Annotated in this window: 19 protein-coding genes and 1 pseudogene; 6 read left to right on the forward strand and 14 right to left on the reverse strand. The window is 62.6% G+C overall.

The genetic code is table 11. The features are described 5' to 3' along the window. Positions 1-17 precede the first annotated feature (17 nt). Entirely contained in the window at positions 18-854 is an 837-nt protein-coding gene (locus FHT79_RS15425) for a tetratricopeptide repeat protein (protein WP_183903617.1), read from the reverse strand. A gap of 141 nt (positions 855-995) precedes the next feature. On the opposite strand from FHT79_RS15425, the gene FHT79_RS15430 reads away from it, so the two are divergent. From FHT79_RS15430 to FHT79_RS15440, 3 genes are all read left to right on the forward strand, one after another. Continuing rightward, positions 996-2,387 (forward strand): M17 family metallopeptidase, encoded by a 1,392-nt coding sequence (locus FHT79_RS15430; protein ID WP_132573859.1) that lies wholly within the window; start codon positions 996-998, stop codon positions 2,385-2,387. A 167-nt stretch (positions 2,388-2,554) separates the two neighbouring features. Continuing rightward, complete coding sequence (locus tag FHT79_RS15435; RefSeq protein WP_047617485.1) at positions 2,555-2,905, forward strand: MarR family winged helix-turn-helix transcriptional regulator; 351 nt, start codon at positions 2,555-2,557, stop codon at positions 2,903-2,905. A gap of 11 nt (positions 2,906-2,916) precedes the next feature. Continuing rightward, on the forward strand, positions 2,917-3,774 hold the full coding sequence (locus FHT79_RS15440) for an NlpC/P60 family protein (RefSeq protein WP_183903619.1): 858 nt from the start codon (positions 2,917-2,919) through the stop codon (positions 3,772-3,774). On the opposite strand, the gene FHT79_RS15445 is transcribed toward FHT79_RS15440, so the two are convergent. The 12 genes from FHT79_RS15445 to FHT79_RS15500 form a co-directional block, all read right to left on the reverse strand. Beyond that, positions 3,775-5,166, reverse strand: coding sequence for an amidase (locus tag FHT79_RS15445; protein ID WP_183903621.1), 1,392 nt, complete (start codon positions 5,164-5,166; stop codon positions 3,775-3,777). Between the two features lie 36 nt (positions 5,167-5,202). Next, positions 5,203-6,066, reverse strand: a complete 864-nt coding sequence (locus tag FHT79_RS15450; protein ID WP_132573853.1) for an ABC transporter permease — start codon at positions 6,064-6,066, stop codon at positions 5,203-5,205. 2 nt (positions 6,067-6,068) lie between these two features. Then, positions 6,069-7,016 carry an ABC transporter permease gene (locus tag FHT79_RS15455; protein ID WP_132573851.1) on the reverse strand — a complete coding sequence of 316 codons (948 nt, stop codon included), beginning with the start codon at positions 7,014-7,016 and terminating at the stop codon, positions 6,069-6,071. A 393-nt stretch (positions 7,017-7,409) separates the two neighbouring features. Further along, positions 7,410-8,936, reverse strand: coding sequence for an ABC transporter substrate-binding protein (locus tag FHT79_RS15460; RefSeq protein WP_183903623.1), 1,527 nt, complete (start codon positions 8,934-8,936; stop codon positions 7,410-7,412). Between the two features lie 147 nt (positions 8,937-9,083). Beyond that, positions 9,084-10,004, reverse strand: coding sequence for a LysR substrate-binding domain-containing protein (locus FHT79_RS15465; RefSeq protein WP_047617496.1), 921 nt, complete (start codon positions 10,002-10,004; stop codon positions 9,084-9,086). Between the two features lie 55 nt (positions 10,005-10,059). Then, positions 10,060-11,055 carry a P1 family peptidase gene (locus FHT79_RS15470; RefSeq protein WP_183903625.1) on the reverse strand — a complete coding sequence of 332 codons (996 nt, stop codon included), beginning with the start codon at positions 11,053-11,055 and terminating at the stop codon, positions 10,060-10,062. Between the two features lie 129 nt (positions 11,056-11,184). Continuing rightward, a complete protein-coding gene (locus FHT79_RS15475; protein ID WP_028759207.1) occupies positions 11,185-11,379 on the reverse strand; it encodes a hypothetical protein in 195 nt (64 codons plus the stop codon). 522 nt (positions 11,380-11,901) lie between these two features. Beyond that, positions 11,902-14,829: an aminotransferase gene (locus FHT79_RS15480; protein ID WP_183903627.1), complete on the reverse strand. Its 2,928-nt coding sequence runs from the start codon at positions 14,827-14,829 to the stop codon at positions 11,902-11,904. 117 nt (positions 14,830-14,946) lie between these two features. After that, positions 14,947-15,831, reverse strand: a complete 885-nt coding sequence (gene purU, locus FHT79_RS15485; RefSeq protein WP_028757901.1) for a formyltetrahydrofolate deformylase — start codon at positions 15,829-15,831, stop codon at positions 14,947-14,949. Positions 15,832-16,093: 262 nt separating this feature from the next. Beyond that, complete coding sequence (locus FHT79_RS15490; RefSeq protein ID WP_028757900.1) at positions 16,094-17,110, reverse strand: acyltransferase; 1,017 nt, start codon at positions 17,108-17,110, stop codon at positions 16,094-16,096. A gap of 168 nt (positions 17,111-17,278) precedes the next feature. Next, on the reverse strand, positions 17,279-18,559 hold the full coding sequence (locus tag FHT79_RS15495; protein WP_028757899.1) for a hypothetical protein: 1,281 nt from the start codon (positions 18,557-18,559) through the stop codon (positions 17,279-17,281). 2 nt (positions 18,560-18,561) lie between these two features. Beyond that, positions 18,562-19,611 carry a glycoside hydrolase family 5 protein gene (locus tag FHT79_RS15500; RefSeq protein WP_028756348.1) on the reverse strand — a complete coding sequence of 350 codons (1,050 nt, stop codon included), beginning with the start codon at positions 19,609-19,611 and terminating at the stop codon, positions 18,562-18,564. Between the two features lie 135 nt (positions 19,612-19,746). Between FHT79_RS15500 and FHT79_RS15505 the strand changes: the two genes are divergently transcribed. Further along, entirely contained in the window at positions 19,747-21,360 is a 1,614-nt protein-coding gene (locus FHT79_RS15505) for a GumC family protein (RefSeq protein WP_028757898.1), read from the forward strand. Positions 21,361-21,417: 57 nt separating this feature from the next. Next, complete coding sequence (locus tag FHT79_RS15510) at positions 21,418-21,747, forward strand: hypothetical protein (RefSeq protein ID WP_028757897.1); 330 nt, start codon at positions 21,418-21,420, stop codon at positions 21,745-21,747. 36 nt (positions 21,748-21,783) lie between these two features. On the opposite strand, the pseudogene FHT79_RS32405 reads toward FHT79_RS15510, so the two are convergent. Beyond that, a pseudogene (locus FHT79_RS32405) lies at positions 21,784-21,909 on the reverse strand (glutamine--scyllo-inositol aminotransferase); the annotation flags it as partial. Between the two features lie 199 nt (positions 21,910-22,108). Between FHT79_RS32405 and FHT79_RS15520 the strand changes: the two are divergent. Next, positions 22,109-22,405: a DUF982 domain-containing protein gene (locus tag FHT79_RS15520; protein WP_028756405.1), complete on the forward strand. Its 297-nt coding sequence runs from the start codon at positions 22,109-22,111 to the stop codon at positions 22,403-22,405. The last annotated feature ends 187 nt before the right edge of the window (positions 22,406-22,592 follow it).

The raw sequence follows: 22,592 nt of genomic DNA on the forward strand, positions 1-22,592 counted from the left end.
GCTTGGAGGAGATCCGGTCAGTTGGTGTTGCTGCTCTCCGCTGCACCCGGCGTCTTATCCTTGGCGGCGAGTTTCTGCCAGGAATTTTGCTGCGACAGCATGCCTCTGAGATAGGCGACATTGGCATCGGCCTGCTGCGGTGAAAGCTCCCGCCGCGCGATCTGCTCGGCTTCCGGGAAGCGCCCCTGCAGGCCGACGACGAGGGCAAGGTTCTGCCGGACGCGGCTGTCGGCTGTGGGTTGGCTGGCGGCGGAGCGCAGGTAGGTTTCGGCCGTGCGCAGGTCGCCGGTCAGCACGTAGGACATGCCGAGGTTGGACAGAATGGAAGGCTCGTTCGGCTGGATGTCGAGCGCGTCGCGGTAGCGCTGCCGGGCATCGCTTGCCCGGCCCATCTGATCGAGGATCGCGCCTTCGGCCGAGATCAGTCTCCAGTCCGGACGGTCCGGCGTCTGGGCGCGGCCGATCGTGTCGAGCGCCTGCTGGAACTGACCGGCCGCTGCCTGTGCCTTGCCATAGGCGGCCAGCACGGTACGGTCGCCCGGGTTGGCGATCGCCACCTGCTGCATGACGGCGAGCGCCTGCGTGTCGCGGCCGTTCATCCGCAGCAGATTGGCATAGCTGACGCCGGTGATGGGATCGCGCGGATTTTTTTCATAGGCCTGGCCGAGCCGGTCCGTCGCCGAGCGCAGTTCGGTCGCGTCCATCTCTTCAACCGGCTTGGTGAGCTTCGGCACCGAGCCTGTGGTCATCCTGTCCTTGGTCGTCGAACAGCCGGCAAGGGCCAGGACGAGCAGCGATGCCGCCGCACCCTGCAGGATACGATTCGTGAATGTAGTGGCGAGCGAGGCAGGCATGACGCGTTCCTGATTCCGAAATCGGCGCCTGACCTCGAAGCGGAACAGGGAAAGGTTTGACGCAATCTTCGCTCCAGCAATAGTCTGTTAACCCTAACAGACCGTTAAGGAACGATTCCTTACGACCGCCGAAGGACAATCATGGCCCCCTATCAGTTCATCGAAAGACCGACCCCATTCAACACGAAGGGCGGTTCGACGCTGCCGATCTTTGCCGTCACGCCTGCCCATATCGAAACCGGCACGATCGATCCGATCGCGCTCGATTGGGCGCGCAGGGCGGGCTATAAGGCCGAAAGCGGGTCGCTGCTGTTGATCCCGACGGCCGAAGGCCATCTCGGCGGCGCGCTTTACGGTCTCGGCACCAATCCTTCCGAGCAGCCTTACATCACCGGCAGGCTCGCCCGCGCGCTGCCGGCCGGCGACTGGCACATCGAAACCGCGCCGCTGACGGCCAATCGCCTCGCTCTCGGCTTCGGGCTCGGCAGCTACCGTTTCGATCGTTACAAATCCGAAAAATCACCAGCGGCGACGCTGATGATCCCCCGCGATGCCGATGGCGCCGACATCAAGCGCCAGCTTGCCGGCGTCTTTCTCGCCCGCGACCTCATCAATACGCCGACGAACGACATGGGGCCGAACCAGCTCGAGGCCGTTTTCCGTGGCCTGGCCGCACATTACAAGGCGGAGGTATCGGTCATATCGGGCGACGACCTGCTCACGCAGAACTTTCCGCTGGTCCATACCGTCGGCCGCGCCAGTGCCGACGCGCCGCGCCTTCTCGAGCTGCGCTGGGGCAAGAAGGGTCATCGCAAGGTGACGCTGGTCGGCAAAGGCGTCTGCTTCGATACCGGCGGTCTCGACATCAAGCCTGCGGCCTCCATGCTCTTGATGAAGAAGGATATGGGCGGCGCGGCGAATGTCATGGGGCTTGCCCTGATGATCATGGACGCCAAGCTGAAGGTCGACCTGCGCGTCATCGTGCCCGTCGTCGAAAATGCCATCTCGTCCAATGCCTTCCGTCCCGGCGACATCTACCGGAGCCGCAAGGGTCTGACCGTCCAGATCGACAATACCGACGCCGAAGGCCGTCTGATCCTTGCCGATGCGCTGGCCTATGCCGATGAGGAAGAGCCCGAGCTGCTGATCGACATGGCGACGCTGACAGGTGCAGCCCGCGTTGCGTTGGGCCCGGATCTCCCGCCCTTCTTCACCGATGACGCCAATCTGGCGCATGACCTGACCGAAGCGAGCCTGGAAACCGATGATCCGATCTGGCGACTGCCGCTCTATTCCGGCTACGAAAAGGATATCCGTGCCAAGTTCGCCGACCTCACCAATGCCCCGGCCGGTGGCATGGCGGGGGCAATTACCGCGGCCCTTTTCCTCAAGCGTTTCGTCAGCAAGACGAAGAGCTGGGCGCATTTCGACATTTACGGCTGGGCCCAGTCCGAACGGCCGCATTCGCCGGGCGGTGGCGAGGCACAGGCGATCCGCGCACTCTTTCACCATATTCGTCAGAGCCTGCGCTGAGACCATGCGCAAAAAGCGGCGAGGCGTCGCGTGTTCACGCGCTGCGCCTCGCCGCCGATCGTTAAAATTTTATTCACCTTGCCGGACAGCAGTTCCCGGCCGCCCTTGCATGTGTATGGCAACTGCCGGAAAATGGAACGTTAGCGTAACGATCTTCCGGAGGGGCCGTGCCGATCGAACTGACCGCCTCGCAGGCGCTGGGGCTCTGGCATGGCGTGGCGCTCGATCAGGTCCGCCACGACGACCGCGATTTGACGTTGCGCCAAATGGCGATCCTGCTGCATATTTATCTGGTGCCGCCGCCGCACACGGTGCGCGGGCTTGCCGCCACGCTTGAGGTCACCAAGCCGGTCATCACCCGCGCCTTGGATACGATGGGCGAGATGGGTCTGGTCGATCGCGTGCGCGACGATGCCGACCGGCGCAACGTGATCATCAAGCGCACCGTCGGCGGCGCGCTTTATTTGGAAAAGCTCGGCGATCTCGTACGGGATCAGGGCCGCCGGCTGCCGCTCTGAAAGGAATGCCAATGACGATGCTCGACCGCCGCCTGCATGCCTACAGGCCGGATCTCGCGGAAGCGGGGCTTGAAGGCAAGGTGGAGGCTTTGCGCTTCGTGGAAGGTGCGGCGGCGCGCGTCGCCGTTCCGGTGGCAGCGTTGCGGCCCGCACCGGATCTTGCGCGCGGCATCGATACCGAGCTGCTCCTCGGCGAAGAGGTGACGGTTTTCGATCGCGCCGACGGCTGGTGCTGGGTGAAAGCCGCCTCGGACGGCTATGTCGGTTATATCGAGGCAGACGCGCTCGTGGAAGGCAGGCCGGCGCCGACCCATATCGTCACCGTGCAGCGCAGCTTCCTCTATCCGGAACCGGAACTGCGCAAGCCCCACCAGGCCATCCTGTCGATGGGAAGCCGCGTCCACGTCGCCGGCGAGGCGGAAGCGCGCGGCAATCGCTATGTCGTGCTCGAGAACGGGACGGCGATCTTCGCCAAGCATGTCCAGCCGATCGGCGCGCTCGACGGTGCCGATTATGTCGGCATCGCAGCCCGTTTCCTGGAAACGCCCTATCTCTGGGGTGGACGGTCCGGCCTCGGCATCGATTGCTCCGGTCTCGTCCAGCTGGCGATGCTGATGACAGGCAGAGCCGCACCGCGCGATACCGACATGCAGGCGGCGGGCCTCGGCGAGCCGATCGACCGCTCCGACATCCGCCGCGGCGACCTGGTATTCTGGAAGGGCCATGTCGCCGTCTTCGAGGATCCGGAAACCATCCTCCACGCCAACGGCCATAGCATGACGGTGGCGCGCGAGAATTTCGAGGCTGCCGTCGAACGCATCGGCTGGCTCTACGAACAGCCGACCGGCTATCGCCGGCCGATCAGCTGATCAGATATCCGGCGGCTGCGGCCAGGATCTCACGCCGCCCGTCCAATCCTCGAAGGCTTTCGATAGTCTCAGAACCTGCATGTCTTCGAAGCGCGGCCCGACGATCTGCAGGCCGATCGGCATGCCCGAGCGAGAGAAGCCGCAATTGATCGAGGCGGCCGGCTGCTCCGACATGTTCCACGGCACTGTGAAAGCAATATGCTCGAAGGGCAGGGCCGGATCATTGGTCGGCGATGCCCATTCGGCCGGATAGGAGATGATCGGATTGGTCGGCGAAAGCAGGGCGTCGATCTCGGTGAACAGCCGTCCGCAGCTCTTGCGCATTTCGATCGTCTGGTTGAAACCCTTGACCGCATCGACGCCACGGATGTCGGCGCCGCCCTTCGCCCAATCCCTGATATAGGGTAGGATGCTGTCGCGGCGTTCTTCGTCGAGATCGGCGATATCGCCCCAAAGCCGGGACCGCCAGAAATTGTCGAGCCCATCCAGCATCGTGCGTGTCAGCACCGGCTGGACTGATACAATGGTCGCGCCGGCCTTCTCGAAGCATCTCGCCGCCGCTTCGACCGCGACCCTGATCTCGTCCTCCACCGCAAGCCCGCAGCCGGCATCGAGCATCAACCCGATCGTCATGCCCGACATGTCGATGTCGAGATCCATCCAGTTGAAATCGTTCGGCGGCAGGCTGGTGCCGTCGCGCCAGTCCGGCCGCGACAGCGTTGCCATCGAAAAGGCCGCATCCTCGACCGTGCGCGCCATCGGCCCGACGCAGCGCCCGACATAATAGGGATCGGCCGGAATGCGCCCATGGCTCGGCTTGAAGCCGAAGATGCCGGTCCAGCCGGCGGGAAGGCGCACTGAGCCGCCGATATCGGTGCCGATATGCAGCGGCCCGTAGCCGGCCGCTGCGGCCGCTGCGGCCCCGGCGCTCGATCCGCCGGGATTCTGTGTGGTGGCCCAGGGATTGCGGCTGAGAGGATGAAAGCTCGAAAGCCCGGAGGACAGCATGCCGTAATCCGGGCAGGTGGTCTTGGCGAAGATCACTGCGCCATCTTCCCGCAGCCGGGCGGCGGCCGGCGCATCGGCGTCAGCCGGGATCAGTTCCATCGCCTTCGTGCCGAGCGGCACCGGTTGGCCCTTGGTGGCGATCAGCTCTTTCAGCGTCACCGGGATGCCGTCGAGGGCGCCCAGCGTTTCGCCCTTCGACCAGCGCTCGGTCGAAGCTTTCGCCTGCGCGCGCGCCGATTCCGGATCGTAGAGGTAGAGTGCCGAAATCGAAGGCTCCCAGGCGGCGATATGGTCTTCCAGGGCGAGCCAATATTCGAGGGGAGAGAGGCTCTTATCGGCGAAACGCTGCCTGAGTTCGCGGATGGTAAAGTCGGTTTCGGTCATGGCATGGTCTTTCGGGCTTTTCGTCTTGGGAGGACATCAGCGGCTCGCCTCGCGCGGGTCGAGCAAATCACGCAAACCGTCGCCGAGCATGTTGAAGCCGAAGACGGTGAGCGCGATGGCGAGACCAGGCAGGATCGCCAGCCAGGGGGCGAGCGCCAGATAGGTTTGTGCATCGGCAAGCATACGGCCCCAGGTCGGCGCCGGCGGCGCCATGCCGAGCCCGAGGAAGCTGAGACCCGCTTCGGTCAGGATCGCCAGCCCCAGCTGGATGGCGCCATGCACGATGATCTGGCTCATGATATTCGGCAGCACATGGCGCAGCGAAATGGTCAGGCGCGTATTGCCGATCGCGCGCGCCGCCGTCACATAATCGCGGCTCCAGGCCTGCAGTGAGGTCGCAAGCGTCACCCGGGCAAAGACCGGGATCATGAAGACGGCGATCGCGGTGATTGCGGTGAACCGTCCCGGCCCGAGAAAGGCGCCGAGCACCATGGCCGACAGGATCGGCGGCAGGGCAAAGATGACGTCGCAGATGCGCATCAGCAGCGCTTCGAACGGACCGCGGATCGCCGCCGCCGAAACGCCGGCGATCGAACCCAGCGTCCCGCCGATCATAACCGCGGTAATGGCGATCGACAGTGAATTCCAGCAGCCTGCCATCAGCATCGACAGCACGTCGCGGCCGAACTGGTCGGTGCCGAGCAGGCCGAAGGCAAGCGGCGGCTGCAGTTTGTGGATGATCTGCATTTTCGCCGGCGGCAGCGGCGTCCACACAAGTGACAACAGTGCCACCGCAACCAGCAGGCCGATGATGACAGCCCCTGAAATCAGGTTCATTCGCCGGCTAAGTCTAAAGGTCCGGCGGCGGCTGGTGATGGCGGTGGATACGATCGGTGCCATCGTCAGGCCGCCTTTCTCATCCTGGGATCAATCGCCAGATAGGAGAGATCGACGATGAAATTCATCACGATGACGAGGCCTGCGAAGAACAGCACGACATCCTGCATGACGATGATGTCGCGCTGGGAAAGCGCCTGCAGGGCGAGCCGACCGAGGCCGGGCAGGTTGAAGACGTTTTCCACCAGCACCGCGCCGGCAACGAGAAAGGTGAATTGCAGCCCGATCATGGTGAGGATCGGGATCAGCGCGTTCGGCACGATATGACGCCACAGCACCGCATGACGAGAGAGCCCTTTCGCCACGGCGGTGCGGGCAAAATCCTCATGCATGGTGTCGAGCACAGCTGAGCGCGCCACCCGCGTCAGCACGCCCGCCTGTGGCATCGCCAGCGCGACGGCGGGCATAACGAGCGCCTGCAATGCCTGTAGGATACCGGCGCTCCAGCCGGGGAAGCCGCCGGCCGGCATCAGCCCGAGCATCGTCGAAAACAGGATGATCAGAAGCAGCGCCACCCAGAAGGCGGGCACGGCAATGCTGATCTGCGAAAACAATGTTGCGATGATATCGAAGAGACCGCCGCGGCGCGAAGCGGCCAGCACGCCGAGCGGCAAGGCAATCGCCACCGAAAGCGCAATCGCCATCAGCGCCAGCGGCAGCGTCACCGTTAGCCGCTCGAGAATCAAACCCGCGACCGGCACGCCATAGGTTAGGGAATTGCCGAGATTGCCGGAGATCACGCCGGTCAGCCACTGCCCGTAACGCAGCAGCAGCGGTTGGTCGAGCCCGAGATCGTGGCGCAGTGCCGCAAGCGTTTCAGGCGTTGCCGAGGTGCCAAGCATAATCGAGGCGGGATCGCCGGGCAGAAGGTCCATGACGGCGAAGATCAGCAGCGAGACGACGACGAGCGTGACGAGGAGACCGGCGAAGCGGCGGGCGAGGAGGGTGATCATATCGGATCGAGCACCGCGGCAATCGAACGCGGCACGCCCCCTCCGCCCTCACGCGGAGCCCCCGACGCGCCGGCGGCGAGTTTGGCGAGAACGCCAACTCCACTCGTCATCCCAGGCCTTGAGCCTGGGATCCATGCCACTGCTGTTGATGGATGTGGTGTGGATGCTCGGCTCAAGCCCAAGCAAGACGGAGTTTGGAGTTGGCGGGAGGAGCCAATCAGGGCGCAGATCCCCGTGTCAGAAATGCCATCCACCAGCGAAACCAGACAATCCCGGCCCAGATTGACCTCACTTGGCGAGGGAGGGAGAGAGCTGCGCGCCATATCGACCAAATGTATGTCGGATCTCTCCAAGGCCTTCACCTCATCACATCCCGCGCCTAACCTACCGCTCTCACTCGTCCCAGGACACGCCCGAGAGTACGTTGGAGGGGATCGGCTCGTTCTCCCACAGCCCTTTCAGCTTTTTGTCCCAGACGCCGAGTTTCGGCATGACGAAGAGATAGAGCGCCGGCACGTCCTCGGCGAGGATCTTCTGCGCCTCGCCGTAGATCGCATTCTGCGCGGCGGGATCGGTCGTCTCCTGCACCTTCTTCATCAGCGCGTTGAAGGCAGGGTTCTTATAATTGAAATAATAGGGATCGCGGGCATAGATGTCGATGTCGAGCGGTTCGGCATGGGCGACGATCGTCATGTCGAAGTTGCGGTCCTTCATGATGTCCTGGACCCATTTCGCCGGAAATTCCGTCGGTTCGATATTCATCGTCACGCCGATCTCGGCAAACATCGCCTGCATCACCTGGGCGCTGCGCGGCGCATAGGCCATCTGCGGGGATTTGATCGTGAAGGTGAAACCGTTGGGATAGCCGGCTTCGGCGAGCAGCGCCTTCGCTTTCTCGACGTCATAGGGCAGCACATTGGTCATGTCCTGATAGCCCGGATCGTTCGGCGTGTAGTGGCTGCCGATCGGCGTGCCGAGGCCGGACCATGCGCCGTCGATCACCGTCTTGCGGTCGATCGCCATCATCAGCGCCTGGCGCACGTGTTTGTCGTCGAACGGCTTCTTGGCATTGTTCATGCCGGCAACGACCTTCAGCTCAGTATTGCCGATCCTGGTAACGAGCCTCGCATCGCCGTCGAAGGAGCTCATCAGCTCGGGCGCGGCAAATTCCGGAAAGGCGTCGAGATCGCCGGATTTCAGCGCAGCCGCCTGCGCCTGCGGATCGGCGATGAAGCGGAAGGTCACCTTGTCGAGCTTGGCGGCCGCATCCTTGTTCCAATAATCGGCATTCCTGGCGAGTTCGACCTTGTCGCCCTTCGCCCAGCTTGCGAATTTGAAGGGACCGGTGCCGATCGGCGTCGTCTTGTCGTCGGCCGCCGTCTTCGGGGCGACCATTACCGAGGCCGGCCAGCCGAGCCAGTAGATCAGGCTGCCGGTCGGCGCCGAGAGATGCAGCACCAGCGTTTCGGCATCGGGCGTATCGATCGAGGCGATCGAGGCGAAGAAGCGCTTTTGCGGATTGACCGAATCCGCGCCGCGGGCGCGGTCGAGCGAAAACTTGGCGCTCGCGGCATCGAAGGCCTCGCCGTCATGGAATTTGACGCCGGTCTGCAGCTTGAACGTATAGGTCAGGCCATCGGCAGAAATCTCCCAGCTTTTCGCCAGCTGCGGCTGGACCTTGCCGGCTTGGTCGATCGTCACCAGCCCCTCGAACACGTTCTGCCAGGTTACCTGACCGATCGCGACGGGTGCCGCGATCGTCGGATCGAGGCCGGTCGGCTCGACGCTCATGCCGAGATTGAGGGTGGTCTTCGCCGCTTCCGCCGGCGTCATCGCCGTCATCACGAGGCCGGCCGAAAGCGCAGCACCGAGGGAAAGCCGCCTGATGAAACGCGAAGGCGCAAACGAAAGCTTGATCATCATGTCCCCTGTCTGGCCATGCTCGGTGGCGAAGGCCTTTTGCGATAAAGTGGCACTATGCCAGTGCACACACAATGACGATTTTGTGTGCTCAGTGTAGCCGAAAAAGCTACACCTGAAATTCGCGGGCAATGCAAGCTTGGAGCGTCAGTCTTTCGTCTCGCCCCGGCGGTTCGTGCGCTCCCGCATGAACCTTTCGATGAAGTCGAGCAGTTTCGTCGCGGCAAAGGACAGCTGCCGGTCCGGCGCGACACAGAGATCGACATGGGTGCGGATGCCGGTTTTGCCGGCAAGCGGAATGGCGAGAAGCTGACCCGCCTCGATCTCGCGACGGACGGTGAGCGCCGGCAGCAGCGTCGCCGCAGCCCCGCTGAGCACGAGTTCCTTCAGCATTTCGAGCGAGCTGGTGACGAAGACGGGATCGAGGCTCAACCCCTCCTTCTCGAACAAAGTATCGAATGCCTGGCGGAAACCAAAGGATTGGTCGGGCAGCGCCAGCGCATGATCGGCGAGCTCCCGCACCGCGATCTCGGTATGCGCGGCGGCTGGATGCTGCGGCGTGACGATGAGATCATAGGCGATCTCGGAGCGCAGCCGCACCTTGGTGCCGGACATGGGGGGTGCAAACAGCGTCACCGCAATATCCGCCTCGGCGCTATTGACGGCATCGACGGCCTGCCGTGCGCTGGTGATCGTCACGGTAAAACGCAGCTTCGGATATTTCAGGCTGAATTCGGCAAGCGCCGGCGCCAGCAGATTGGCGACGGTGGCGCCATTGGCATAGATGCTGACACGGCCGCGCTGCAGGCCCTTCAGGTCTTCGATCAGCTGCTGCACGTGATCGAGTTCGCGCAGCGTCCGGCCCGCGCGGGCGGCAAGCAGCTCGCCGGCCGCCGTCAGCTTGACGCCGCGGGCGCTGCGCTCGACGAGCGGCGCGCCGAAATGATATTCGAGGTTCTCGATCTGCCGACTGATCGCCGTCGGCGCAACATTGAGGTTCTCGGCCGCCTGGCGCATGGAATTGGTCCTGACCAGCTCGTCGAAATACATCAGCGCCCGGATCTGCATTCACGTCTCTCCGCCATTCGGCATATTCGGTCTGCCCGGTTCAGACCCTATTCAATCAATGGCCATTCGGATAGCGGTCGCGCCAAGCCTTTTGCGCGTCCTCGACCGGCAGCGCGGTCGCCGCGTGGACGCCACGGGCGATCGCCCGCGCCATGACGATGGTGGCGAGATGGCAAAGCTCCATCAGGCTCGCCATGTCGTCTCTTCGATGCCTGGCCGTCGATGCGGCAAAGACGGTGTCGCCGTCGAGCGGCAGGTGCACCGGCAGCAGTGCCCGGGCAAAACCGTCATGGCCGGCAAGCGAAAGCCGATGCGCCTCGGCCTTGGTCAGCTGCGCGTCGGTCACGACAACGCCGATCGTCGTCGCGGTCGTATTCATGCCCTTGAGCCGCATCCGGTGGTCGGCCACATCAGGCATGCCGAGCCCGCCGAATTCGCCATCTCTTTCGAAAGGTGCGGCCCAGAAATGTGGCCCGTCGCCGATCGTTGCCGAGCCGAGCGCGTTGACCGCGACAACAGCCGCAACGCGGTGCCCGGCGCTGCTGACGGCGCTGGCCGAGCCGAGCCCGCCCTTGAAGGTGGCCGTCGTCGCCCCCGTGCCGGCACCTGTCGTGCCGAGCGCGAAGGCACCTTTCGCCGCTGCCTTCAATGCCGCATAGCCCATGTCGCGATAGGGAGAGTGGAGCCCCCAATCCTTGTCGCCGCCGTTCAGCAGATCCATCAGGATTGCCTGCGGCACGATCGGTATGCGCACCGACCCGACGGCAAATCCGCGGCCGAGTTCGCGCAGGCCCGCCTGCACGCCGCCGGCCGCATCCAGCCCGAAGGCGGAACCGCCGGAGAGCACGAAGGCATCCACGGCATTGACGGTCATCGACGGATCGAGCAGGCCGGTGTCGCGCCCGCCAGGCGCCCCGCCGAGCACGGTACCGGAGGCGACGGCCGGTTCGTCGAAGACGATGACGGTGACGCCGGAACCGAGCGCAAGGTCGGTCGCGTGGCCGACGGAAACGCCTTCGATGTCGGTGATGAGGTTGAGAAGATCGGGCAAGGGCGGATCCTTATGCAGAAAGGCCGCCGATAGGACTGCAATTGCCCTCAAAAAACAAGACCGGCCCCATTTGGCGGGACCGGTCGGACATCGGGAAAAGCCGTGAATGTCAATCGTGGCCTCATGCCCTCAGGCATGAAGCGGCTTCGGATGACGGCGGGTCATCAGGTCATGAATGGCCAGCCGCACCTCGTCGGGCGAGCCGAAACGCTGCTCGTCGAGGTCGTGGACATGAAACTTCACGGCGATGAACTTCAGCCGGTCATCATCGGGAATGACGATCCCGACGGGAACGCCTGCATATTCGATAACTTGCTTCTTCATAGATAGAACTCCTGCCGCGCGACATGCGCAGCCATGGCGAATTGACTTGTCTGGTACCGTTGAAAGGAGGACGAACGTCACATTCGACAGCTCGGGCGGGAGAGGGCGCCCGGACGGTCATTGCCAAGCACAGATCGCCCAGGCAGATCGGCGAGAATATCGATGTCTATCATGTCTCGTTCCTTGCGTTGGCGTTGCACTTGAGTGGTCCCGGAAGAGCCCGGGGCCGGTGATGGCTGTCTTCAATAATCCACTAACTTGGTAGAGATTACCCGATAGCCTGTCAGAAACATATTCCGAAACGTGTCAAAATATCGACGATCCGAAAAAATTCATTCCGTCGTAACCCGAACTTACAGAAAGAAACATATCAGCTCTTCGTAAAATTCGCATGACAGAATCAGAGTTTGATCGATCACCGCGGCAGACATAGGAAGCCTTGCCGTATCAGGCAATGGCCCATTTCATTAAAAATCGAAACGCCTCGAAATGACCGATTTGGTTAACGCCGGAAGCGCTGTGTCACCAGCCTTCGGCGAGCACCTTCTCCAGCATGTCGGCGAAGAAATCCGCGCTTTCGATGGCGAGGCAGAGCGGCGGTTTGATCTTCAGCACATTCTGGTGATCGCCGGTCGGCTGCATGATGACGCCGAGTTCGAGAAGCCGGTCGCAGATGGCAGCGGTCTCTTCCATCGCCGGCTCCAGCGTCGTTCTGTCGCGGATGAATTCGAGGCCGAGATAGAGCCCCATGCCGTGCACGGCGCCCGCGATCGGATGGCGGTCGATCAGCGCGGCGAGCCGCGCCTTCAGATGATCGCCGACCGTCCTGGCGTTTTCCTGCAGTTTTTCCTCGGCCATGATGTCGAGCACCGTCATGCCGGCGACGCAGCTGACGGGGCTGCCGCCGGTGGAGGAAAAGAACGCGCCTTCTTTCTCCAGCGATTGGGCGATCTCCCGCGTGGTAATGACGGCGCCGAGCGGATGGCCGTTGCCCATGCCCTTGGCGATGGTGATGATGTCGGGCACGACCCCTTGCTGCTCGAAGCCCCAGAAATAATGCCCCAGCCTGGAATAACCGACCTGCACCTCGTCGGCGATGCAGACGCCGCCGCGGGCGCGTACCTGCGCATAGATGTCCCTGAGATAACCGTCCGGCAGCGGAATACCGCCGGCATTGCCGTAGACCGATTCGCAGATGAAGCCCGCAAGCCCGTCGCCGCTGGCGTCGATCGCCTCCAGCACCGGGGTTACGGCGCTGAGATAGTGCGCTGCCGTATCGGCACCGCGGAATGCGCCGCGATAGATATTCGGCGACACCACGGCATGCACCCAGTCCGGCCGAGTGGTGAGAGCCTGCGGGTTGTCGGCGATCGAGGTGGAGACGGCATCGCTCGCTGCCGACCAGCCATGATAGGCTTCGAGCAGGCACAGCATATTGCGCGCGCCGCTATGGGCTTGCGCCAGCCGAAGCGCCAGATCGTTCGCCTCCGAACCGCTGTTGACCAGGAAGACCGCGTCGAGTCCATCCGGCGAAAGGGCGGCGAGACGTTCGGAAAATTCCGTGATCGCGGCATAGTGAAAGCGGGAATTGGTGTTGAGCCGCAGCCATTGCGCGCTGATCGCCGCCGCGAACTTGGGATGGCCATGGCCGAGAATGGTGACGTTGTTGACCATGTCGAGATAGGCGCGGCCCTCGACATCGAACAAGTGTTCCCGCCAGCCGCGCTCGATCTGCGGCGGTGCCGCGTAATAATTCTTCTGCGGCCTTGCGAGATGCGCCTGCCGCCTGGCGCGCAGTCCTGCAGTATCAGGTTTCGGCGCATCCGCTCCGGGGCTGAGAAGGAGTGACGGCGAAGGGCAGAGCACCGACCAAGCCGCCGCCTCGCGCGGTGTGGCAAAGAGCGGCGGTTCGAGGCCGGTGACACTGCAAAACTGGACACGCAGCCCGCCGAGCGACGAAGCCTCTCCGAAAACCGTGCCGAGCGGATCACCGCCGGCAACCTCGGCGCCATCCTCGACCGAGAGGTCAAGCCCATCGAGATGCAAGGTGATGCTGTCGCCGGCGAGCGTCAGATGCTGGTCCTTCCAGCCGATCCGGCCGGCAAAGGGGGCCGCAACCGCGCTGCCTGCAGCAAGGCAGATATCGATATGCAGCGCGCAGGTCGCTTGTTCCTTCGCATTTCCCAGGCTCGCGCGGGAAAGCCGATATTCGCCGTAGCGCGTTGCCGCCGTGCCGTTTTCGGTCGCGGCGCGGGCAAGCAGCCGCCAGTCCATGTCGGCATTCAACCAGTTGCCGGCGGAAAAATGCGGGCTGCGCACCCCAAGATCGACATAGGCGATCTCGGCGGGATCGATGTCGGGCAGCAACGGCAGCCATCCCGATGCTTCCGGGGCGGCGACGTCGAGGCCGGCCGCTTTGAGGATTGCCGCTTCCATGAGTTCGAAGGGAACGGACATCGCCGCATCGAAGATCGCCCACTCGTGCGCGAGATTGCCGCGGGCATAGTCATTATCGGGATCGACCGAAATCTGCTGCTCGCCGCTGGCGACGAGAATGACGGCGCGTGCGACGACTAATGGCCAGAGCGCCTTCAGCTCCTCCTCGGTCAGCGGATAGATCGCCTGATAGGCGGTGACGGCGGGCAGGACATGAAAAGGGTCGCCATCCGTCTGATGCAGCAGCGAAGCGCAGGTGACGGCGAGGTCGCCGACCAGCCAGCCGCGGATGATGTCGCCGAAATCGATCACCCCGTCAGGGACTATGTGACCACGGGTATTGCGGTGACCGACGACATTGTCGCCGGTGACGTCGTGATGCACGGCCTGCAGCCGGAGCGATGGCGCCAACGGCTGGATGCGACGAATGGCCATCACCATGGTCTTGGCGATCCGGTCGCGCGCCGCACTGTCGGTGATCGCAGACAGCAGCTGCACCGCGACCGGTCCGGCGCGCCGGAGATCCCATTGCAGGCTGCGGTCGAGACCGGGATGGTTGAAATCGGCAAGCGCCTGGGCCAGCCTCGCGCAGAGCGCACCAAGTGCTGCGACCGAAGCCGGCGCCAGATAGGTCAGCTCCGTCAGCCCCTGGCCTTCCAGGTATTCGAGCAGCCGCACCTGGTAGCCCTGCCCGCGCACGGTCAGGACGACGATCTCCCGCCCGTCATTCGTGGAGATCACGTTCGGAACGCGCGGCGCATCTTGCCTGCTTTTGAGATGATGGATCGCCGCGTTCTGCGCTTCGAGCTCGCGGGTCTCGTAGGCAGCATGGCAGATCTTCAGGACGTAGCGACCGCGATCGCTATCGACGCGGTAATTCCGATCCTGCTGGCTGCCGAGTTCGGTCAGCGTGCCGGACAGGCTGTAATGGGCAAGAAGGATCTCTTCCGCATCCGCAACGGTAACGTCGGGACGCGGCAGCGCCATGCGGTCAACCAGCACCTCGTCGGTCATGACACCCCCTCCCGCAGCATGATTCGATTACCTCACGCGATAATCAAATACTTGCTGCTGGCAGGCAACGGGAGATTGTCGTTTGCCAGCAGAAGAGATGTAGCTCTTTGCCCGCGCTCAACCCATGCGTTCGGAGGCGTAGCTTCCGGGGCTTGCCGGGAAGACCACGGTGCGGTTGCCGTTGATGAAGGTGCGGTGATGGATATGGGCGTGGATGGCGCGCGCCAGCACCTGGCTTTCGACGTCGCGGCCGATCGAGACATAATCGTCGGGCGACTGCGCATGGGTGATGCGCGCCGTGTCCTGCTCGATGATCGGGCCTTCGTCGAGATCGGCGGTGACGTAATGCGCCGTCGCCCCGATCAGCTTGACGCCGCGGCCATAGGCCTGCTTGTAGGGATTGGCGCCCTTGAAGCTCGGCAGGAAGGAATGGTGGATGTTGATGATCCGGCCGGACATTTTCTGGCACATCTCGTCCGACAGGATCTGCATGTAGCGGGCGAGCACGATCAGTTCGGTGCCGGTCTGCTCGGCCACCTCCATGATCCGCGCCTCGGCCTGCACCTTGTTGGCCTTGGTGACCGGAATATGGTGGAAGGGGATGTCGTGATTGACCACGACCTTCTGGTAGTCGAAATGGTTGGAGACGACGCCGACGATGTCGATCGGCAGCGCGCCGATCTTCCAGCGATAGAGCAGGTCGTTGAGACAATGGCCGAAGCGCGACACCATCAGCAGCACCTTCATGCGCTTCTCGCTGTCGTGAAACTCGTAATCCATCTCGAAGGGCGCGGCGACGGCTGTAAAACCGGCGTCGATATCGGCACCCGAAAGCCCTTCTTCCGAAATGAAGCTGACGCGCATGAAGAACTTGCCGGTATCGAGATCGTCGAACTGCGAGCTGTCGATGATGTTGCAGCCCTTCTCCGCCAGATAGCTCGAAATCGCCGCAACGATGCCGCGCGTCGATTTGCAGGATACCGTCAATACATAGTTTCTCATGTCTCTCCCTCTTCCTTCTTCAAGGCCGCAGCCGTGCTTAGATCAAAGCCTGTGCCGCGAATAGGCCGGCGCGCTTTCATTCCTGCGACAAATTGCAAGAGAAACCATCACGCTTCTGCAAGTTCTCTCATTGCCAAGTCTGAAGCTTAGGAGAAGTTGCGCAAAAAACTGTACCGTCAGCGCCGCTTGGATGCGTATTCTCGCCTTCGGTACGGAAACAGCGCTAAAGCGCGGCAAACGAATCTGACAGAATCGATGCGCGTTAGGCCGGCGGGCGGCTCGCCACGGCCGCTTTCCGGCGCGGCGTGGTGATTTCATGGATGATCGCGCCGCCGATCGACGAGAGCACCAATGAGAGGATCACGAAGAGCACCGGCTGCTGCAGGATGCCGATCGGCAGGCGATCTGCTGCCACCCTCAAGAAGGCGAGCGTGAAGGCGTGGGTGATATAGATGCTGTAGGAGCAGTCGCCGAGATAGTTCAGCCATCCCAGGACCGGCAGCCTGGAAAAATCGATGGAGACGGCGCCGTAAATGATGAAGATCGCCGGGATTCCCCAGGCATAGAACCGGCTTTCCGGCTGCATCAGCGCCTCGTTGATGAAGAGAAACGCAAAGCCCATGGCGAGTGCCGCCCAAGCCCAGCGGTTCGGCAGAAGCATCTTCTGCCCATAGAGCCAGGCGAGCACGACACCGGCGAGAAATTCCAGGATGATCGGCTCGCCGTAGAACCGGGTCACCGTCGATTCCGGCAGCAGCCGGCAGGCTACCAGAATGACGGTAAAGACGGCAAACATCGCCGGGATGCGGCGGACTTCCGAAAGCGGCAGCAGCAGCGCGAACACGAAATAGAAGAACATCTCGTAATTCAGCGTCCAGCCCGGAACGACGACTGGAGTGATCGTGCTGGGATCGGCGGGATTGCTCCATGGCAGGAAGAACAGTGAGGCGACGAGGTGCGGCAGGTCGAACACCGTCGATTTCAGCAATGACGGGGCCACCAGCGCCACCGCGGCCGAAAACAATGTCGCCAGCCAGTAGAGCGGCACGATCCTTCTGATGCGCCGGCGGGCGAAATCGATCGGGCTCATTGCGCGACCGCTCGTCGTCAGCCACATCACGAAACCACTCAAGACGAAGAAGATATCGACGCCGGTTTCGCCATAGATGAAGGCGGTGGCGTCGACGGCCGGATTGACCTTGGCGAGCTGCAATATCGCATGGAAATAGACCACCATCAGCGCCGCGATGGCGCGCAGATATTGAAGCTGGACAAGCATCGAGCGCCTTGCTCCCTAGCATGGTGCCGAAAAGTGTGGGCGGTTTTCGGACGACATCATGCTCTATTTCCTTGATTTAGAACAGGATTCAGATTTTAGGCCAATCCGGCCTAAAATCATCCTGTTCTAGGGCTCGCGCGGGCGCCGGTCTCAGCCGCGCCGCTGCGGTCAACTCAATACATTTGTCGGACGACCCTGCCGGATGCGCGGGTTGTCGTGGAAACGCATATATCCGACGACGAACCACAGGAGACCGGCGATCTTCATCGAAAAGACTGCGGTTCCCCCGATCATCATATTCAGAAAAATGAAAAGAGAAAGTGAATGGGCGCAGCGCCGCTGCGCCGCCGTGCGTCCGGCGGGAAAGAGGCAGACGAACAGCCACAGGGCGATGACGCCGAAGATCGTCGCGGCATAGATCAGGTAGACATAACCGCTATCGGCGAACTCGGCGACCCGGTCGACCGAAAGTCCGAGGATGGCGAGCGGATCGAGTTCCATGATCTTCTTCATCGTCAGGTTGATGCGGCCGGTGAAATTGTCGCCGGTCGCGTTGGGTTTCAGCACGTAGACGAGGAAGCCCGCGGCGACGATCAGCGGCATCAGCGCCAGATTGAAATTCTTCGGGATCTTCGGAAAGACGAAATAGCCGACGATGCAGGCAAAGCAGAAGATCAGCATCGTGCGCGTGTCGTTCGTCACCAGGATCAGGACTGCCGTGCTGATCATCAGCAACCGGTCCCAGCGGCCAAGCCTCTCCCACATCGAAATCAGGTAGACCGCGATCACCCCGCAGAAATTGGCGAGCGACACCTGTTCGAGGAAGATCGAGGAGGAACGATGGTCGATGATGCCGAAGGAGAAGCGTTCGGGAAAGCCGAGCGCATTCTGGAAAAGGCCTGTCGTGTTGTAGCTCAGCGGCAGCAGCCCGCGCGTATTGGCGAAATAGTCGGACGGATGGACGATGCTGACATAGAACGGCACGCTGACGATCTCGAAGATCAGGAAAATCATGACGACGAGGCTTGCCCAGCGAAAGACGAGCTTCATCGTTTTTTCGTTGCTCCAGCCGCCGAGCCCGGTGAAGCAGAAGATGATCAGCACGTTGCGGAAATGATCGATGAACAGCATGCGGTTGAGGACGCTGACATAGATGGTCACCACGAGCGTGAACAGCAGGAACACGAAGGCCGGCAGGTCGGTTTCGTAGATCCCCTTGTGCAGGATGTAGATGATGGCGCTCGCCATGATCAGGCCTTCGCTGGCGGCGACATGCGTCAACGACAGCGGCATGATGTTGTGGTTGATGAAGGCGAGAATGCCGTTGTAGAGCACCGAGAGCAGGCCGAGCCAGAGCACCAGGTAATCGGTGCGCGACGCCGCCCCGGCAGCATCGAGCCGGTTGCCGGCGGCAGTAAAAGGCGCTGCCTTCTGGTCGACGACCGCCATGGTCAATTCCCCACAGGCTTGACGGCGGAACAAGTGCCGGCATCGGCTTTTGCCGATTGGGCGAGAAGCCGCATCTGCGGCCGCGCGGGGCCCTTTCGCGGCTGGACGTTGAACGGCTCGTTCGCGGGCCACCAATCGCCCGCCGCCCAATAGGACCAGCCGAGCCAGACGTCGCCATTACCTGTCATGGTGGCATAGATTTCGGTCAGCCCGCTCATGCAGTCCTTGTCGGCGGAGGCGCCGAATTCGCCGAGAAAGCCGCGTTTGTGGTTCCGCTTCAGCCAGGCGGTGACCCCGGCGATCGCCTCGACTGCGGCATCGGCACCTTCGCAGGTCGGATGGGTTCCGGAGGAATCGGCGTCGAGATACTGGTGGACCTCATAGGCGTAGAAATCCAGCGGATCGCGCACGCCGAGCATCACAGTGCCGTTGGCGCCGCCGATCACGTCCTTCTCCCAGCTTGCCGCGCCGCTCCATGCAGTGCCGGGCACCAGGATGAGGTTGCGCGCGCCGACCGCGCGGATACTGCGGATCGCGGCATTGGCCGCATCCAGCCAGTCCGTCGCCTTGATGTCGTGCGGTTCGTTCATCAGGCCGAAGACAATGCCCTCCTGATTGGCGAATTCAACGGCGAGCCTTGCCCAGAAGTCACCGAAGGCGGCATCCGTCGCCGGCGCCGTGCCGACCTGGGTCTTGTCGTAATAACCGAAATTATGCGGGTCGAGCAGAACGGCCATGCCGCGCTTGCGGATCAGGCCGATCGTGTCTTTGATCCGCTGGAGCTCGTCCTCGTCGAGCCGCCCGCCGAGTGCGGGCTGCAGCCGTTCCCAGCGGAAGGGCAGCCGGATGATCGTCATGCCCTTTTCGGCGAAATAGCCGATCGTCTCTTCACTGGGATAGGTGTAGTTGGTGCCGTAGGTACCGCCGCGCTCGCCATATTCACCGCCGGAAAGATTGACGCCGCGGTAGCAGGGCGCCCCGGCCGCAAGGGCCGGCGACGGGACGAGAGCCGCCGCAAGCAGCAGCGCTGTCAGATGTCGTGTCGTCCTCATGGCATCCTCGCAATCGCGGAAAATCGCAACATCGGCGTCGCTCCAGATTATTTTAACGGTCCGTTAGCTAAGAATTTCTAAAGTCTCGGCACCTCGGCTTCAGTCTTTCACGCTGGGCGGGACACGAGTGCGCGTATGAACCAGTATGACAGGAACAGGGTAAGCCGGCTCCCTGGCTGGCGCAGTTATGAGCCGCCTCAGACTGCGCCGGAAGGCGTACGCATGCGCAGTCCTGTCGTCCGCCCGGATGATTACGCCCGTCCGGCGCCTGAACCGACCCCACCCCCTTTCGTGCCACCGGCAAGCATGGCGGAAAGCCGTCAATATGAGCGTCCGGCGCCTCCGCCTCCGCCGGCAAGAGAGCCCGTCGTCGACGCGCCGTCGAACGCAGCCTCCGCACCTGCCGCACCGCTTCTCGACCTCCGCTCCAGCATCGCCGCGATCTGGAGCCGGCGGCTGGTCGTGCTGGGTCTGGCGCTGCTCGGCGCGGCTGCCGGCGCTGTGGTGGCGCCGCGGATCGCTCAGAAATTCACCGCCGTCAGCAGCCTCTATTTCGATCCGCGCCAGATCGGCCTTGCCGATGCCGGCGCGCAATCCTCAGGCCCCTCGCCGGAAATGATCTCGACGCTGATCGACAGCCAGGTGCAGATCCTGACCTCGGGCAATGTGCTGCGCCGCGTCGTCGAGACGATGAAGCTCGACCAGGATCCGGAATTCACCGGCGGCCGCACCGATGGCGCCGCCGTGATCGGCGCCCTGCAGAAAGCGCTTGTGATCACCCGCCAGGCCAGCACCTATGTCGTCACGCTTGCCGCCACGACGAATGATCCGGAAAAATCCGCAAGGCTTGCCAACCAGGTCGTCACCGCCTTCACCGAGGAGGAGAACAACGCCTCGAACGGCATTTACGAAAACACCTCCTCGACGCTCGACGGACGCCTCGACGATCTGCGCCAGAAGGTGCTGGAAGCCGAGCAGGCTGTCGAAACCTTCCGCGCCGACAACGACATGGCTGCGACCGAGGGCAATCTGATTTCCGATCAGCGGCTCGTCTCGTTGAACACGATGCTGGTGACGGCACAGGAAAAGACCATCCAGGCGAAAGCGCGCGCCGATGCCGTCGCCAATCTCCGCGTCGAGGACATCGTCGCCGGCAACCAGACGGAAGGCGGCGTCACCTCGCCGCTCGTCAGCCTGCGTCAGCAATATGCCACCCAGGCGGCCGCCGTCGGCAGCCTCGAAAGCCAGATGGGCACGCGTCATCCGCGCCTGCAGGCGGCCCGCTCCTCGCTCCAGAGCATATCAGGCGAAATCAAGGGCGAATTGCAGCGGCTCGCCACCTCGGCACGGGGTGAATACGAGCAGGCAAAGGCCGCCGAAGACAGCATAGCCAAGGAACTTGCGGTGCAGAAGGCGCTGCAGGCGAGTACCTCGGACAAGCAGGTGGAATTGAACGAATTGCAGCGCAAGGCGACTGCGGCGCGCGATATCTACGAGACGGTTCTGAAACGCTCCAGCCAGACGAGCGAGGAGCAGAACCTCAGCCAGAGTAACATTCGCGTCATCTCGCCGGCCGAGCCGCCGGTCAAGGCCGATGGTCCGGGGAAGATGATCCTGCTGGTTGCCGGCATCATCGGCGGTTTTCTCGCCGGTTTCGTCGTCGGTGCCGGTTTTGCCATCCTTGCCGGCCTCTTCGGCCATCCCGTCATCAGAAGTTATTTCAGGAAGTCGCCGGCTTCGGCCGCTTGATGACGGTCTTCGGTTTTCCTACATCTGGAGAGCGCCCATAGTCGGCAGGAGAGCTCCGTGCGGCTTTTGATGATTCTGATATCGCTGGTTGCCGTGTCGAGCCTCGCCCCGGCATCCGCCTCTGCCGTCGACTGGACGAAATCCGTCGATTCCGGCGTTCAGCCCCTCTATCCCTACAAGGGTCTTCCCGGCGTCAAGGCGCAGCCGGAGAAGAAGGAGGAAGAATCGTATAATTGCCGCACCGAAACCGTTCAGGTCCGCCGCCGTTATGACGAGATCTTCCGTTCGGGCGGCATGCCGACGCTGATGTATGTCTGCGAACGCGACGGCTTCATCTCGATGGACGACAAGGTGCCGCTGCGCGGCCATTATCAGCCGGTGCGCTGAGGAGATCTCCTCGGGCGGCAATGTCGTGCCGTTGTGTCAGATCCGCGTCGACGCGAGATCGATCAGCATCGCCGCCACCCGCTCGATATCGGCCTCGCTCATGTCGTGATAGCTCGACAGGTTGATCGCCCGCTTCGGAATACTCCAGGCGTTGACGTTCTCGGCCAACTCGCGGGTGCTGCCGGGCAGGGCCGAAAGCTCCTTATTAGATGTCCTGGTTGTGAAGCCAAAGGCCGCGATTGCGCGGCCTCTGCCGACGATCCCGGCGACTGGCGCGCAAAACCTCTAAAAACCGCCTCCGCCTCCACTGGCATTCTTCTTGCATTGTTACTAATATTCTAACTCTCAGGGAGAAAATGCCATGCAATGGAACACATCGGCGGATTTTGCGCCTCTTGTTCTCTTTCTCGGCGGCCGGCAAAAGTACAAGATCGTCAGGACGATCCGGGACGCAGCCGAAGTTCTGATGATGGACTGGCCGTTTGAAGATGGAGAGGAATACGTCGTGGCCGTAAAGGCCTGCGCCGATGCCATCACCGGGCAGATCGAGACGGGCGAGCTGAGGGAATTGCTCCTCAGCGCCGCCAGAGAAGCCGGCCTGGGGGTTTTGACCGTTATTCCCGACAGCGGGAAGACGACGCCCCACATGGCCGCCTGAAAAGCCGGAACCACGCCGCCATGCGTTGGTCGAAGCCGCGCTGATGCCTATCCGGATGCCGATACAGCGAATCGCCCGATAAGGGAAACGGCCCTCGCATCCCTGGTTCGTAGACTGCGCTCCCCGCCGTTCGAGCGTCTCCCGAGTGCCGAAGGTGCGTCCTTCCGCTTTACGAAGGGCGCCAAGC

The sequence above is a fragment of the Rhizobium sp. BK212 genome, from assembly GCF_014197475.1.
GTDB classification, from domain to species: domain Bacteria; phylum Pseudomonadota; class Alphaproteobacteria; order Rhizobiales; family Rhizobiaceae; genus Rhizobium; species Rhizobium anhuiense.

Excerpts from the sequence above, each read along its gene's own strand:
- FHT79_RS15425 (WP_183903617.1), bottom strand. The coding sequence starts at position 854 with ATGCCTGCCTCGCTCGCCACTACATTCACGAATCGTATCCTGCAGGGT.
- FHT79_RS15430 (WP_132573859.1), top strand. The coding sequence starts at position 996 with ATGGCCCCCTATCAGTTCATCGAAAGACCGACCCCATTCAACACGAAG.
- FHT79_RS15440 (WP_183903619.1), top strand. The coding sequence starts at position 2,917 with ATGACGATGCTCGACCGCCGCCTGCATGCCTACAGGCCGGATCTCGCG.
- FHT79_RS15445 (WP_183903621.1), bottom strand. The coding sequence starts at position 5,166 with ATGACCGAAACCGACTTTACCATCCGCGAACTCAGGCAGCGTTTCGCC.
- FHT79_RS15450 (WP_132573853.1), bottom strand. The coding sequence starts at position 6,066 with ATGGCACCGATCGTATCCACCGCCATCACCAGCCGCCGCCGGACCTTT.
- FHT79_RS15455 (WP_132573851.1), bottom strand. The coding sequence starts at position 7,016 with ATGATCACCCTCCTCGCCCGCCGCTTCGCCGGTCTCCTCGTCACGCTC.
- FHT79_RS15460 (WP_183903623.1), bottom strand. The coding sequence starts at position 8,936 with ATGATCAAGCTTTCGTTTGCGCCTTCGCGTTTCATCAGGCGGCTTTCC.
- FHT79_RS15465 (WP_047617496.1), bottom strand. The coding sequence starts at position 10,004 with ATGCAGATCCGGGCGCTGATGTATTTCGACGAGCTGGTCAGGACCAAT.
- FHT79_RS15475 (WP_028759207.1), bottom strand. The coding sequence starts at position 11,379 with ATGAAGAAGCAAGTTATCGAATATGCAGGCGTTCCCGTCGGGATCGTC.
- FHT79_RS15480 (WP_183903627.1), bottom strand. The coding sequence starts at position 14,829 with ATGACCGACGAGGTGCTGGTTGACCGCATGGCGCTGCCGCGTCCCGAC.
- purU (WP_028757901.1), bottom strand. The coding sequence starts at position 15,831 with ATGAGAAACTATGTATTGACGGTATCCTGCAAATCGACGCGCGGCATC.
- FHT79_RS15490 (WP_028757900.1), bottom strand. The coding sequence starts at position 17,110 with ATGCTTGTCCAGCTTCAATATCTGCGCGCCATCGCGGCGCTGATGGTG.
- FHT79_RS15495 (WP_028757899.1), bottom strand. The coding sequence starts at position 18,559 with ATGGCGGTCGTCGACCAGAAGGCAGCGCCTTTTACTGCCGCCGGCAAC.
- FHT79_RS15500 (WP_028756348.1), bottom strand. The coding sequence starts at position 19,611 with ATGAGGACGACACGACATCTGACAGCGCTGCTGCTTGCGGCGGCTCTC.
- FHT79_RS15505 (WP_028757898.1), top strand. The coding sequence starts at position 19,747 with ATGAACCAGTATGACAGGAACAGGGTAAGCCGGCTCCCTGGCTGGCGC.
- FHT79_RS15520 (WP_028756405.1), top strand. The coding sequence starts at position 22,109 with ATGCAATGGAACACATCGGCGGATTTTGCGCCTCTTGTTCTCTTTCTC.